This is a genomic window from Nonomuraea sp. NPDC050227 (assembly GCF_044459705.1).
Taxonomy (GTDB): Bacteria; Actinomycetota; Actinomycetes; order Streptosporangiales; family Streptosporangiaceae; genus Nonomuraea.
This window is the reverse complement of sequence record NZ_JBITJF010000003.1, coordinates 393,669-408,015: the sequence shown is the minus strand read 5'-3', so window position 1 is coordinate 408,015 and position 14,347 is coordinate 393,669. Positions and strand designations below refer to the sequence as shown.

Below are 14,347 nucleotides of genomic sequence, written 5' to 3'. Positions count from 1 at the left end.
CTCTTGTCAGGGGTGGGTCGAGCGGGTCAGCCGGTGCCGGTGCGCCGCAGCTCCTCGAAGGAGGACAGGTCGGGCACCGTCCAGCCGTCGAGGTCGTACTCGCCGAGGCAGCGGTCGACGAAGGCCGCGTACTCGTCCAGCTGGCCGCCGGCCATCTGCGAGAACAGCAGCTCGACCCGGGTGTTCTCGTGGTTGCCGCCGTAGTTGCGCTCGTAGAGCTCGTGGCGGCCGCCGAACTCCGAGCCGATCGCGTCCCACAGCAGCTTCATCACCTTGACGCGGCCCTCGGCGTCGGTGCCGTCCGAGCCGCGCAGGTATTTGTCCAGGTACGGGCGGATGTCGGGGTTCTTGAAGTCGGCCGCGCCGGAGTTGACGTAGATGAGCCCGCTGGCCACGTCCTGAAGGACGATCTCCTTGATCCGCGGGTAGCCGATCTGCATGAACCAGCGGTAGGCCAGGCCGTACTGCGGGTTGGGCAGCAGCGCGCCGTTGCGCCACTCCACCGGGTTGCGGGCGGCGGCGTCCGACAGCGCCCAGAACAGGTTGCGCCAGGCCAGCACCTCGCCGATCCGGGTCTGCACGCCGCGGAAGTCCTTGGTGCCGGTGATCTCCAGCGCCCTGACCAGCAGCCCGGCGATGAACTCCAGCTTCACCGCCAGCCGGGTGCAGCCATGGAAGGTGAACCGCTCGGTGAAGCCCGACTGGCCGGTGAACAGCTGCGCCTTGCCGAGGTCGCCGTAGATGAACACGTTCTCCCAGGGGATGAGCACCTTGTCCAGGACGAGGATGCTGTCGTTCTCGTCCAGCCGGGAGGAGAGCGGGTAGTCGAACGGGCCGCCGGTCAGCGCCGCGTTCATGCCGTAGGACGGGCGGCAGATCAGCTTCAGGCCCTGCGCGTCCATCGGCACGGTGGCCACCAGCGCGAACTCGCGCTTCTTGACCGGCAGGCCGTAGTGCGCGATGAAGTTGTAGTGCGTCAGCGCCGAGCCGGTCGCCACCACCTTCGCGCCGCTCACCACGAGCCCCGCGTCGGTCTCCCGCTCGACGTGCACGTAGACGTCGTTGACCTCGTCCGGCGGCCGGTTGCGGTCGACCGGCGGGTGCACGATCGCGTGGTTCCAGAACAGCACCTTCTCCTGCGACTCGCGGTACCAGCGGCGGGCGTTGCCGTCGAAGGGCGCGTAGAAGCCGGCGTTGGCGCCCAGCGTGCCGAGGAAGGAGGCCTTGTAGTCGGGGCTGCGGCCCATCCAGCCGTAGCTCATCCTGGCCCACGTCGCGATGGCCCGCTGGTCGGCGACCAGGTCCTCGACCGTGCGCGGGGTGGTGAAGAAGCGGTGCGTGTACCCCTCGCCGCCGCTGTCGGTGGGGCAGGTCAGCAGCTCACGGGTGCCGTCGGCGTGGAGGGCGTCGTAGAGCCTGGCGGTCATCCGCACCGGGTTGTGGAACGCCGGATGCTCGGTGACGTCCTTGACGCGGTCACCGTAGAGGTAGATCTCACGATCGTCACGCAGGCTCTCGACGTACTCGCTGCCCGTGAGCGGGCGGGTCTTCGGCGCGGAATCGGGCATCGGACATCTCCCTGGGCAGGCAGCACGGGTGCATCCTCAGCGTGGCACCCGCGCCCGCGGCGGCCATCTCGCGATGTGCGCTGTTCCGCCGGCGCGGGCGCGGGCGGCATTCTGGAAGGTGCCCGTGCGCGCGCCCCGATGTGACGATGACCGCGTGACGGAGCATCGCCTGTGGGCGCTGGCCCACCTCGGAACCCCGATGGCGATCCGGGTGGCCGCGACGCTGAGGATCGCCGACCGGCTCGCCAAGGCGCCGGCCACCGGCGCCGAACTCGCCCCCGCCGTGGGCGCCGACCCCGGCGTGCTGGAGCGCCTCATGCGCTACCTGGCCGCCAGGGGCGTGCTCGGCCGCGACGACGACGGCAGGTACACGCTGACCGCCATCGGCGAGGAGCTGCGCGACGACCATCCGGCCGGGATGCGCGCCATGCTGGACATCGAGAGCTGGGAAGGCCGGGCCGAGCTGGCCTTCGCCCACCTGCTGCACAGCGTGCGCACCGGCGAGGCCGCCTTCCCCCGCCAGTTCGGCAGCTCGTTCTGGGCGGACCTGGCCGCCGACCCGGCCCGCGCCGCCGCGTTCGACGCGCGCATGGCCGCCGAGGTCCCCGGCCGGGCCCCCGCCATCGTGGCCGGCTACGACTGGGGGACTCTCGGCCGGATCGTCGACGTCGGCGGCGGCGACGGATCCCTGCTCATCGCGCTGCTCACCGCCTACCCCGGGCTGCGGGGCACGGTCGTCGACCAGCCCGCCACCGCGCGGGCCGCCGCCGCGGCGCTGGCGGCCGCCGGGTTGTCCGGCCGCGGCGAGGCCGTGGCGGGCAGCTTCTTCGACCCGCTGCCGCCGGGCGCCGACGGCTACCTGCTGTCGTGGATCCTGCACGACTGGAGCGACGACGACGCCGCCGTCATCCTGGGCCGCTGCGCCGAGGCGGCCGGGCCGGGCGGCTCGGTCTTCGTGGTGGAGGACTTCGGGCCCGACGGCGAGTCGCCGCGTACCGGGATGGACCTGCGCATGCTCGTCTACTACGGCGGCCGCGAGCGCGCCGTCGCCGACCTGCGGGCCCTGGCCGCGCGGTGCGGCCTGGAGGTCGCCTCGGTGCATCCGGCGGGCGCGCTGCGGATCGTCCGGCTGGTGGCACGCCCGTGACCCCCGCCGAGATCGTCGCCGCCCTGGTCGCCCCCGAGGGCCGCCGCGACCCCTACCCGCTGTACGAGCTGCTGCGCGCCCACGGCCCCGTCGTCCCGGTACGCCCCGGTCTCACCGTCGCCGTCGGGTACGCCGAGATCAACCGCGCGCTGCGCGACAACCGCCTCCGCGTCCAGGACGCCGCCGGGTACGACCACATCTATCCCGCCTGGCGCTCGCACTCCTCATTGCGCGGCTACACCGACTCCATGCTGTACCGCAACCCGCCCGGCCACACCCAGACCCGGCGCCTGGTCAGCAGCGGCTTCACGCCCGCCCGGGTGGCCGGGATGCAGGAGTCGGTCGAGCGGATGGTCCACCGGCTGCTGGACCGGCTGGCCGACCTGGGCGCCGGCGGCACGCCCGTCGACTACGTCGCCGAGTTCGCCTCCCGGCTGCCGATCGCCGTCATCAGCGCGCTCATCGGCGTGGCCGAGGAGGACCAGAAGTGGTTCCGCCAGGTCGCCTCGGACCTGACGATCGCCCTGGAGGGCATCACCAACGTCGCCAGGCTGTCCATCGCCGACAAGGCCATGGACGAGCTGGCCGGCTACTTCGGCGAGCTGATCGACGACCGCCGCCGCCACCCCGCCGACGACATGCTGACCGCGCTCGTCCGCGCCCACGACGACGGCACCCGGCTCAGCCACGACGAGCTGGTCGGCAACCTCATGCTGCTGCTGACCGCCGGGTTCGAGACGACGAGCTTCCTGCTCGGGCACGGGCTGCGGCTGGCGTTCGAGCATCCGGGCCAGGCCGCGCGGCTGCGGTCGGAGCCGGGGTTCGCCACCGCGTACGTGGAGGAGGTCCTGCGGTTCGAGGCGCCCGTCCAGGCGACCAGCCGGTGGGCCGAGACGGCGACCGACGTCTCCGGCGTCCCGGTGCCGGGCGGGACGAAGGTCGTCCTCATGCTCGCCGCCGGCAACCGGGACCCGCGCCGCTTCCCCGACCCGGCCCGCTTCGACCCGGACCGTCCGGACGTCCAGCCGCTCAGCTTCGGCGCCGGGCCGCACTTCTGCCTGGGGGCGCCGCTGTCGCGCATGGAGGCCCGCATCGCGCTGCCGCTGCTCCTGCGGCGTTTCCCGGCGCTGTCGGCGGCCGAGCCGCCGGACCATCGCGACCGCTGGGTGGGCCGCGGCCTCCACCGCTTCCTCGTCACCACCTCCTGACCTCCAGGTCACGCCCTGACGCGCATCCGCCGGGCCGCCGCCAAGGAGGTCACCACGAGAACGGTGAGCACGCTCCAGTACAGGAAACCGCTCACCCGGGTCACCAGCAGGTTCTCGGCCAGGTGGACCAGGCCGGGAACCAGGTAGACGGCGGCGGCCAGCGCCCAGCGGCCGTCCCGGGCGGCCAGCGTGGCGGCCAGCACCAGCAGCAGGGCCACCACCTCGACGCCGGCCCGTACGACACCCCAGACCGTCTCGTCCGCCGGCACCTGCGCGAGCTGCAACGCCCAGCAGACCGGCGGGACGACCAGCCACCACGGCGACCGGACCGGCATCGTCACGCCCCACCACCGGGCCTGCCCCGACGCGCGGCCCGCTCCGGTCCGCCGGACGGCGAGCGCCGCCGACGCGGCCGCGACCACCCAGTAGGGCGCGACCGGCCCGAGGTCGCCGTACAGCGGGCCGACGTCGACCACCGGGCCGTGCAACCATCCCAGAACGATGGGCCAGCTCGTCAGGAGCGCGGCGATCGCCGCGAGAGGAGCCGCGACCCGCGTCCATCCCCGCACCAGCGCCACCACCAGGACGACCCCGACCCCGGTCCACACCTTGAAGACGAGGTAGGGCAGGACGGGCAGCTGCGCGACGGTGACGACCGCCACGGCCAGCGCGCCGAGATGCAGACCGTCGGCCCACCCCGGCACGCCGGCCGCCCGGCTGGCCCGGACGCGCACGGTGAACCCGCCGGCCAGCAGAGACAGCGTCTCGCGCGGCGACGGCCGCAGGGCCCCGGGCCGGGCGGCCGCCAGCAGCGCGCCGATCAGCTCCTCGCCGTGCTCGGCGCGGTGGCCCTCGGGATAGGCGCGCAGAAGACGGCGGTACCGCTTTTCGAGAACGTGGCCCATACGCCCCTCACCCCGTCCGGCCGCAGGACGAATGCGGCGGCGCGCCGCAACCGGACCATCGCCGCCCCCGCGCTGCTCACTGAGAGCCTGCCGCAAATGTCGCACAGGGAGATCGATCCCTCAATGCCGGCCGGTTGGCGACGTGGCTCATAACGCTTCACGACGGTTCGTCCAAGTAGGGGTGTGGCATTCACAACTTTGCGAACAGGATTGGTGGCCGCCGTACTGGCCGGTTCCTTGGGGGCCGTCACGGCTCAGGAACCCTCCCTTGCCGCGGCCCCGGCAGGAACCGGCCCGGTCGTGACCGGGAGCGTGACGCTCCTGACCGGGGACAAGGTGACGGTCAGCGGCCGGGGCCACCGGGTGGAGAGCGCCCCCGGACGGCGGGTCCGCTTCTCGACGCAATTTCGCGACGGACACCTCTACGTGATCCCCTCGGATGCGTTCCCGCTGGTCAGCGAGGGCCTGCTCGACGATCGGCTCTTCGACGTGACCCGGCTTCTGGCGTGGAAGTACGGCGACGCCGACACGGACGAGATCCCGCTGATCAGCCAGACCCTGGGGGAGCAGTCGGCCCCGGCGCTGAGCGGCACCCGCCTGACCCGCAAGCTCGACGACCTCGGCGTGGCGGCGGTGCGGCTGCCGAAGAGCACCGCCGCGCGGACGTGGCGGGACCTGGTGAGCGGGGCTCGCACGCTGGCCGCGGGGAAGGGCAAGATCTGGCTCGACGGACGCCGGTCCTTCTCGCTGGACCGCAGCACCGCGCAGATCGGCGCGCCCGAGGCGTGGCAGCAGGGGTTCACCGGCCAGGGCGTCACGGTGGCCGTGCTCGACAGCGGCTACGACGCCGGTCATCCCGATCTCAAGGGCGTCGTCACCCAGGAGCGCAACTTCTCCGACGAGCCGGACATGACCGACCGCGTCGGCCACGGCACGCATGTCTCCTCGATCGTCGCCGGGGCCGGGACGAAGTACCGGGGCGTCGCGCCGGGGGCCCGCATCGCCGTGGGGAAGGTGGGCGGCGTGGACGGCATCGCCGACTCGGCGTTGCTGGCGGGCATGGAGTGGGCCGCCACCGAGGTCCGCGCCAAGGTCGTTAACATGAGCCTCGGCACGGTGGACGAGCCCGGCGACAATCCCGTCGAGCAGGCCGTGAACACCCTGTCGGAACGGACGGGCACGCTCTTCGTGGTGGCGGCCGGCAACGGCGGCGGCGAAGGGACCGTGTCCAGCCCGTCCACCGCGGACGCCGCGCTCTCCGTGGGCGCCGTCGACCGGTCGGATCAGGTGTCCAGGTTCTCCAACCAGGGCCCCAGAACGGGCGATCACGCGATCAAGCCCGAGATCACCGCCCCTGGCGTGGACATCGTCGCCGCCGCGGCCGAGGGCACCGCCGACGGGCCGTACGTGGCGCACAGCGGGACCTCCATGGCGGCGCCGCACGTGAGCGGCGCGGCGGCGATCCTCGCCCAGCGACACCCCGGCTGGACCGGGCAGCAGCTCAAGGCCGCGCTGGTCGACAGCGCCAAGCCCACCAGCGGGACCGGCCTCTACGAGCAGGGCGCCGGGCGGGTGGACGTGCCCCGCGCGCTGGCGCAGCAGGTGATCGCCTCTCCCGCCACCGTCTGGGCCGCATTTCCGTGGCAGCACACCGGCGGCGACCAGGCCACCCGGACGATCACCTACACCAACGACGGGGACGCCCCCGTCACCCTGAACCTCACGACCGACACCGACGTGCTGAAGCTGCCGCAGGACAAGCTGGAGGTCCCGGCGCGCGGGCAGGCGTCCCTCACCCTCACTCTCGACGTCACCGGCAAGCCCGCGGGCGACTACCCGGGCGTGCTCACCGCCACCTCCGGCGACACGATCCTGCGTACGCCGGCGGGCGCGTACGTGGAGCCGGAGTCCCACGACGTCACCGTCACCACTGTCGCCAGGTCGGGCGCTGCGCCCGGCGTGGCGTTCGGAATGGTCTACGACCAGGCGAGCGGCGCCCAGCGGATGCTCACCTTCCGCGACGGCGTGGCGAAGACGCGGCTCCCGAAGGGCGCCTGGAACCTCTACACCGAGATCTACGACTTCGACCCCGTCGCCCTGACGGTCGGTCACCGTCCGCTCGCGGTCGGTGCCGACGACCTGCGCGTCACGATCGACGCACGCGAGGGCAGGCAGGTCCGGTTCGCCGTGGACGACCCCACCGCCGCGGCCGACCGGCAGTTCGGCCTCTACCTCGCCAACGGTCCATGGCAGTACGGCTGGTACGCCTCCGGCCAGGACCCCCATGAGGGCTACTACGTCATTCCGGTCCGGCAACCCGGGCTCACCTACGAGTCCTGGACCGTCTGGCACAAGAAGGACGCCGCGCCCAGCCCCTACCGTTACGACCTCGTCGACCGCCGCACCGGCGGCCTCCCGGACGACCCCACCTATTCCGCGCGGACCAGGGACCTGGTCAAGGCGTCCGAGACGTTCCGCTCCACGGGCGCGGCCGGCACCGGCACCATGTGGACGGGACCGCTGGACCCGGCCGGCACCGGGGCACTCACCCTGCCCACCAAGGACATCCCGCTGCCCTCCGCCATGACGCACTACCGGAGTCCCGGGCTCGCCTGGTCCTCGGAGTTCCAGACAGGCGGTTCCCGGCAGATCGGCACGAGCCCGGTGCGCGAGCGCGCCTTCTCCGAGGTCTGGAACGCGGCGGTCGCGGGCCCGTCGTTCGCCACGCCCGGCGGCAGCCGTACCGGAGACACGCTCCAGTTCTTCGCGGGCCGGCTCCACACCGACGGCGTCGCGGGGCTGACCGGCATGGACGCCACCGCCACCGGCACCCTGACCCTCTCCCGCGACGGCAGGCCGCTCGCCACGAGCGACATCGCCGACTGCGCGCCGGGCGACAGCGACCAGTGCGCGCTGTCCGCGACGCTGCCGCAGGACGCCGGCACCTACACCCTCGCCGCGTCCTCGCGCCGGGACACGTCCGTGAACACCCTGTCCACGGGCGTCGACGCCGTCTGGACGTTCCGTTCGGCCCGTACCACGCAGGCCACGCCCCTGCCGCTGATGGCGGTCAGGTACGCGCCCAAGGGCCTCGACACCGCGAACCGGGCCAGACCCGGGTCGCGAACCCCGCTGTCCATCTGGATCGAGCGCAACCCCGGCGCCCGCGACGCCGCGGTGCGCACGGTCGAGCTGGAGTTCTCCACCGACGACGGCGCCACCTGGCAGCCCGTCAGGACCCGGGCGGCCGACTCCGGCTGGACGGCGACCGTCGCCAACCCGGGCTCCCCGGGGTTCGTCTCCCTGCGCGCGACGGCCAAGGACACCGCCGGTGACGGCGTCACCCAGACGGTGACCCGCGCCTACGCGGTCGGCTGACCGTGCCCGGGCCGCGGGACGGGCGACGTCCCGCGGCCCGGTCCTCGCCCGGGGACGTCCCGCCCCGGCGCGCTCTCAGCCGGTCACGGTGAGGACGAGCTTCAGAAGTGGCTGGCCCAGCGGCGGCCGGCGCACGCGCGGCTGCTGCTGAACGCACCGGATCCGACGACGGCTCGTCAGGGTTGCTTCAGTCCGTAGGCCTTGTGGATCGTCTGGTCCACGGTGTTGCCCTCCTGGTCGGTGGCCTGGGCGCGGAGGCCGACGGCGCCGTCGGTCCGGGACAGGGGCGGGTGGGTGATGGTGCCGGTGAAGGCGTGGTCGCCGGAGGCCGACATGGGGACGGGCACCCAGTGGGCTCCGCCGTCGAAGGTGGCCGAGAGCCGGAGCGTGGTCAGCTTGGCGTCGGGCTGCCAGAAGGAGCCGTTGTAGCCGGTGACGGTGATGCGGCGGGCGGCCCCGGCCGTGGCCTGGTTGTCCAGGTCGAGGTCCAGGTCGTAGCTGAGGTTGAGCCGGCGTACCGGCGCGCAGGGAGCCAGGATCTGGGTGACGAGCCAGCCCGCGCACAGGCCGTCGGTGAGGTCCTTCATCCCGGATTCGGGGCGCTTGGAGCGGAACGTCCAGGCCGTTTCGACGTCGGTCGCGAACCGCTGTCCCGGCTGCGGGGTGTGGAAGGTGTCGGTGAGCCGGTATTCGGCCTCATCGGGCGGAAGGGTGAAGGTCGGCAACTTGATCGCGACGGGACCGAGCGCGCCGATCTTCTCCTCCAGGGGCACCTCCCGGCCGTCGCGGTAGAGGTGCAGCTCGTCCTTGCCGCCGGCCCACGCCTGGAAATTGGCGCTCCAGGTGAAGGGCTCCTGGTGGTGGGGTTCGGGGCCCATGACGGGCACCGCCGACGTGAACAGGTCGCCGGTACGGCACGCGAAACAGGTGACCGTGCCCGAGTCGATCACGCGGTCGCCGTCGCGCGGGCCGCCGGGAACCCTGGGCTGCATGCCCCACCGCTCGGTCCGGCGTCCCGCCTTGGTGAAGACGTCGAGCGCGACCGTGTTGTAGCCGGTCCTGGACAGGTCGCCCTCGTCGTACCGCATCCTGACCTCGCGCTGCCAGGTCACGTCGGGCGAGACCGGCCCGACGTACTCGGTCACGGTGGTCCGCGCCTGCCAGGCCCCGCCGAGACCCCACGCGGCGAACGGTTCGGAGCCGTTGATCAGCACCGGGGTCCAGCTCATGCGCACGGTGCCGGGGCGGTCGGAGTGGAAGCGGTCGTCGATCTCCTGGAGGTTCTTCCCGGTCACCCGGTAGTCGAGGCGGGCGGGGATGCGGCCGCGCTCGGGGAAGAACAGCGAGTACATGTACGGCGTGGCCGGGCTGCCCTCGACCTTGACGTCCACCGGCTTGCGGGCCAGCGCCCTGCCCTGGTCGGCGGGCAGGCTCATGGTCGGGATCGGGTAGAAGGCCCAGCTTCCGGTCGGGTCGAGGAAAGCCCGTCCCGACGCGCCGTAGCCGAGCACGCCCACCGCGCCGGCGGCCGCCAGGGCCTGCACGCGGTCGAGCCCGTCGCCGGAGCAGGTCGTGTCCGGGCAGAGGTCGCCGAGGTCGAGCAGGGCGAGCTTGCCCCGTACGTCCAGGCCGGACAGGTCGGCGCCGTGGCCCACGTCCACCAGCGGGAGGGTCTGCTTGCCGGTCAGCTTGGGGAGGTCGGGGGTGACGCCCGCGTAGCGGGGGGCGAGCGTGCGTCCGCCGGCCTTCATCGTGACGAGCGGCGCGCCTTGCCAGAACTGGCCGGTGAGGTCGAGGGCGCCCTGCTTGACCGGTTCGGTGGGCAGCATCCAGTAATGGTGCAGCCCGTACGCCGGGTAGGAGGAGAGGAAGTCGGCCACGACGCCGTTCGCGGTGGTGCGCCGCAGGGCGTAGTGGGACAGGTAGGTCTCGGTCGTGCGGGGGGTGTCCAGGCGGACCTCGCGGGCCTTGCGCAGGTCGAGGGTGACCGTGGTGTCCCGGTCCACCTTGACCTCGGGGGCGGTCGGCAGCGACTGCTGCCACTCGCCGTCCTCACCCCGCCAGGCGGCGATGGTGTTGACGCTGAAGGTGCCCGGGTAGACGCTCGCCTCGCCCTCGGCCGTCTGGTAGAAGGAGTCCAGGTCGTCGCGGTCGTCGGTACGCAGGAACAGCCACGGGACGGAGACCGCGTCGGCCGCGCCGTCCGGCATGATCAGTTCTGTCCTGAGCTTGACCCTGCGCGGCTCGACGAACGCGCCCACGGCCGTGCGCACGACCACGTCGCCGCCGGTGGCCGCCACCGCACCCGCGTACCAGGTGGCCGGTCCTGACGGGTCGAAGGCGACGGCCACGTCCGCGGCGCCGTGGGCGGGGACGGTCACCGTGTCGCGGTCCAGCTTGAGCGTCTGCTCGGGGGCGGTGCCGCGGTGGGCCGCGATGCTCGCGCGCAGGGTCAGCGTCACCGGCTGGTCGCCGTCGTTGGTGTAGGTGATCTTCCTGGTGATCGGGCCGCTCTGCGGGGAGCTCAGGAAGCCGAAGTCGAGGTTGCCCGAGCCGCGTACCTGCTGGGTGACCGCCCTGGCCACGTCGATGCGCCCGGCGCCCTGCTGGTAGGCGGTCAGGCCGTCGTCCTTGGCGGTGCCGATGAGCGCCGCCTTGAGCTGCGGGCCCGTCCAGTCGGGGTGTTGCCCGGCGAGGATGGCCGCCGCGCCCGACACGTGCGGGGTCGCCATCGAGGTGCCGGAGGCGGCGGTGTGGAGCTCGTCCACGGGCGAGCCCATCGACGTCCCCCGCGCGCGGGCCGCGACGATGCCGACGCCGGGCGCGACCACGTCGGGCTTGAGCCCGTAGTCGAACGGGGCCGGGCCTCTGCTGGAGAAGGGGGCCAGTCTCTCCTCACGGTCGACCGCGCCGACCGTCAGCGCCGCCGCCGCGGATCCCGGCGCGTTGACGGTACGGCTGCCGCCGTCGTTGCCGGCGGCCACGACGAACAGCGCGCCCGTCTCGGCGCTGAGCGTGTTCACCGCCTGGTTGACGGGGCCGTTCTGGTCCTCGTACTCGCCGCCGATGCTGATCGAGACCACCTTGGCCTGCGCGGCGGCCCACTGCATGCCCGCGATGACCTGCGACGAGGTGCCCGTGCCCGACGAGCTGAGCACCTTGCCCACCAGGAGCGTCGCCTCGGGCGCCACGCCCGTGTACCGGCCGGAGCCGGCGATCGTGGAGGCGACGTGGGTGCCGTGGCCGTGGCCGTCGCGGGCGTCGGGATCGTCGGTGAAGTTGGCCGTCGCCCCGATCCGGCCGGCCAGGTCGGGGTGGTCGGGATCGACGCCGGTGTCGAGCACGGCGACCTTGACGCCCTTGCCCTTGTAGCCGGCGGCCCAGGCCAGCGGCGCGCCGATCTGCGGCACGCTCTTGTCGAGCACGGCCTTCATCTTGCGATCGAGCCAGATCGCCGTCGGCGCGGTCGCGCGCGCGGATGGGGACACGGCGGGGGACGGGGTGGGTGATGCAGTGGGGGACGCGGTGGGGGACACGGCGGCCGCGGCCCAGAACTCCCGCGCCGCCTTCTTGTCCACCTTGACGGCGGCGCCTCCGACGCTGGCCAGGGCGACGGGCGAGGCGGTGGCCGGGAGCGCGTCGGCCCGTGCCGACAGCGTCGCGGCGGCCTGCTCGGCGGCGCCGTACTGGACGATGACCGGCAGGGTCGGGCGTTCGGCGTCGGTGTAGCCGTTGGCGGCCAGGTACGCCACGTCGAACAGGCCCTTGTCCACCTGGCCCGAGGCCACCGGGGCCAGCGCGTCGGAGGGGAAGACGTAGAAGGAGTCGCCCTTGCGCAGGGTCATGAAGGACACCGGCGCTCCTCCGGCGCGCCTGGCCGGTTTCACGTCGGCGCGCGGGGTGCCGTCGGCGGCCTTGCCGTACGTCACCACGTCGCCGGTGATCAGGGTGAGCTGGGTGGCGGCGGGTAAGGCGCCCGGGGCGGGGGCCGGGGTGTCGGCGGACTCGGGTGAAGGGGAGGGCGTGGCCATCCCCATGGACAGGACCAACCCCAACGCGGTCAGCCCGGCGAGCGGGCGGCGAGCCATGGTTCTCCTCGGAGTAGTTCATGATCGAGCACACAAAAACCTCTCATTCCGCGCCATATCCGGAAAGATGACCTTTCGTCCTCTTCGCGCCGTTGGCGGGAAGAGGACACGATGGGCGCATGCTCGAATCCCTGGGCCTGTCGACGGCCGAAGAGGCGCTGTACCAGACACTGATCGAGGTCTCGCCGATCACCGCCGCCGACCTTGAGCGGCTGGCCGGCCCGCAGGCCGCGCTCTGCGCGAGGCTCCAGGAACTCGGCCTGGTCACCCGGCTGCCGGAGGACCCGCCCAGGTACGCCGCGGTCGCCCCGAGCATGGGCCTCGACGCGCTGATCAGCGCCAGGGCCAGGGCGCTGACCGCCGCCCGGGGCCGCATCGCCGGGCTCAGCGCCGCCTTCCACCGGGCGGGCACCGAGCGCGACGCCGCCGGGCTGGTCGAGGTGGTGATCGGCAGGCAGGCGGTGAACGACCGCTTCGAGCAGCTCCAGCGGGAGACGCGCCGCTCGATCCGGGTGTTCGACGCGCCGCCGTACGTGGGGGTGGTCGGGGCGAACGCGCGCGAGTTCGACCTGTTGGCAAGGGGCGTGAACTACCGCGTCCTGTACGACAGGAAGGCGATGGAGCTGCCCGGGGCGCTGACGGTGGTCACCGACTACATCACCGCCGGCGAGCAGGCCCGGGTCGGCGAGGTGCCGATGAAGCTCGTCCTGAACGACCGGCCGACGGCGATCGTGCCGCTGCGGCACGACCGGCACCTGGTCGAATCCGCGCTGGTGGTGCACGACCCGACGCTGCTGGAGGCGCTCGGCGCGCTGTTCGAGATGAACTGGCAGCGCGCCGTCCCGCTGGGCGTGCGGCAGGGGCAGGCCCGGCTGCCCGAGGAGCGCAGCCCCGCCGACGCGCACGAGGACCTGCTGCCGCTGCTCATCTCCGGGCTGACCGACGCGGCCATCGGGGCGCAGCTCGGCTGGAGCGTGCGCACGGTGCGCAGGCGGGTGCAGGCGATGATGGTCCAGCTCGACGCGCAGACCCGATTCCAGGCCGGCTACCAGGCCGTCCTGCGCGGCTGGCTGCGGTGACGCTCGAAGCGCTCGGGCTGGGCCCGGCCGAGGAGGAGCTCTACGAGCTGCTCGTCGAGTGCTCGCCGGCCACCCTCGACCGGCTCGCCGCGGGCTTCGCCGGCTCCGGCCTGCCCGCGCTGCTGGCCGGGCTGGAGAGCAAGGGCCTGGTCGACCGGCTGCCGGACGAACCGGCGCGGTACGTCGCCGTCGCCCCCGACGTCGCGCTCGACGCGTTGCTCACCGTCGCCGAAGAGGGGCTCGCGCGAGCCAGGGAGCGCGCCGCCGACCTGGACGACGCCTTCCAGCAGCGCGCCTCCGGGCAGCAGCCGCCGCTGGTCGTGGAGGTGATCACCGGCGCCGCCGCGGTGCGGCAACGCCTCCTCCAGCTCCAGCGCGCGGCCCGCCACCAGGTACGGACCTTCTCCCAGCCGCCGTACTTCGACCGGCACGCCAGCGTGGCCGCCCACCGCGAGCTGCTGGAACGCGGCATCACCAGCCGGGTCATCTACGAGCGCGACTTCATCGACCGGCCGGGCGCGCTGCGGCTGATCGAGGGGATGATCGGCGCGGGCCAGCTGGCGCGGGTGCTGCCCAGCCTGCCGATGAAGCTCTACCTGGTCGACGACCGGTTCGCGCTGCTGGTGCTGCGCTACGAGTCGCCCGACTCCGCGGCGCTCCTGGTGCACCCCTCGGGGCTGCTGGAGGCGCTGAGCAGGCTGTTCGAGGGGATCTGGGCGCGGGCGCTGCCGATGCGGCTGACCGGTTCGCGCGAGGCGCCGCAGGACGACGAACGGCTGATCGCCCTCCTGCTGACCGGCCTGACCGACGAGGCCATCGCCCGCCAGCTCGGCATCGGCTACCGCACCGCCCAGCGGCGCATCGCCGAGCTCATGGCCAGGCTCGGCGCCCACACCCGCTTCCAGGCCGGCGTGCAGGCCGCCCGCTCCCAGGCCCGGAGCACCCCGCAGGACCCGCCCGGCCCGTAGGGGCGG

8 protein-coding genes are annotated in these 14,347 nt (G+C 73.2%); 5 read left to right on the top strand and 3 right to left on the bottom strand.

The window, feature by feature from the left end; translation table 11 throughout:
* Window positions 1–26: 26 nt before the first annotated feature.
* Window positions 27–1,568, bottom strand: a complete 1,542-nt coding sequence (locus ACIBK9_RS14235) for a 4-hydroxyphenylacetate 3-hydroxylase family protein (protein ID WP_397158193.1) — start codon at window positions 1,566–1,568, stop codon at window positions 27–29.
* 154 nt (window positions 1,569–1,722) lie between these two features.
* Here ACIBK9_RS14235 and ACIBK9_RS14230 point away from each other — a divergent pair, with 154 nt between their 5' ends.
* Both ACIBK9_RS14230 and ACIBK9_RS14225 read left to right on the top strand, forming a co-directional pair.
* The gene (locus ACIBK9_RS14230) at window positions 1,723–2,715 is read left to right on the top strand and encodes a methyltransferase (protein ID WP_397158191.1); all 993 of its coding nucleotides are present in this window, start codon (window positions 1,723–1,725) and stop codon (window positions 2,713–2,715) included.
* Entirely contained in the window at window positions 2,712–3,923 is a 1,212-nt protein-coding gene (locus ACIBK9_RS14225) for a cytochrome P450 (RefSeq protein ID WP_397158189.1), read from the top strand. Before ACIBK9_RS14230 ends, ACIBK9_RS14225 begins: the two co-directional genes overlap by 4 nt.
* 8 nt (window positions 3,924–3,931) lie before the next feature.
* On the opposite strand, the gene ACIBK9_RS14220 is transcribed toward ACIBK9_RS14225, so the two are convergent.
* On the bottom strand, window positions 3,932–4,828 hold the full coding sequence (locus ACIBK9_RS14220) for a hypothetical protein (RefSeq protein ID WP_397158187.1): 897 nt from the start codon (window positions 4,826–4,828) through the stop codon (window positions 3,932–3,934).
* A gap of 300 nt (window positions 4,829–5,128) precedes the next feature.
* On the opposite strand from ACIBK9_RS14220, the gene ACIBK9_RS14215 reads away from it, so the two are divergent.
* Window positions 5,129–8,206: a S8 family serine peptidase gene (locus ACIBK9_RS14215; protein WP_397158185.1), complete on the top strand. Its 3,078-nt coding sequence runs from the start codon at window positions 5,129–5,131 to the stop codon at window positions 8,204–8,206.
* Between the two features lie 176 nt (window positions 8,207–8,382).
* On the opposite strand, the gene ACIBK9_RS14210 is transcribed toward ACIBK9_RS14215, so the two are convergent.
* Window positions 8,383–12,294, bottom strand: a complete 3,912-nt coding sequence (locus ACIBK9_RS14210) for a S8 family peptidase (RefSeq protein ID WP_397158183.1) — start codon at window positions 12,292–12,294, stop codon at window positions 8,383–8,385.
* A 119-nt stretch (window positions 12,295–12,413) separates the two neighbouring features.
* Between ACIBK9_RS14210 and ACIBK9_RS14205 the strand changes: the two genes are divergently transcribed.
* Complete coding sequence (locus ACIBK9_RS14205; RefSeq protein ID WP_397158181.1) at window positions 12,414–13,373, top strand: transcriptional regulator; 960 nt, start codon at window positions 12,414–12,416, stop codon at window positions 13,371–13,373.
* On the top strand, window positions 13,370–14,341 hold the full coding sequence (locus tag ACIBK9_RS14200) for a transcriptional regulator (RefSeq protein ID WP_397158179.1): 972 nt from the start codon (window positions 13,370–13,372) through the stop codon (window positions 14,339–14,341). Before ACIBK9_RS14205 ends, ACIBK9_RS14200 begins: the two co-directional genes overlap by 4 nt.
* The last annotated feature ends 6 nt before the right edge of the window (window positions 14,342–14,347 follow it).

Bases quoted from the DNA above. Each gene is read 5' to 3' on its own strand.
- ACIBK9_RS14235 (WP_397158193.1), bottom strand. From the start codon at position 1,568: ATGCCCGATTCCGCGCCGAAGACCCGCCCGCTCACGGGCAGCGAGTAC.
- ACIBK9_RS14210 (WP_397158183.1), bottom strand. From the start codon at position 12,294: ATGGCTCGCCGCCCGCTCGCCGGGCTGACCGCGTTGGGGTTGGTCCTG.
- ACIBK9_RS14205 (WP_397158181.1), top strand. From the start codon at position 12,414: ATGCTCGAATCCCTGGGCCTGTCGACGGCCGAAGAGGCGCTGTACCAG.
- ACIBK9_RS14220 (WP_397158187.1), bottom strand. From the start codon at position 4,828: ATGGGCCACGTTCTCGAAAAGCGGTACCGCCGTCTTCTGCGCGCCTAT.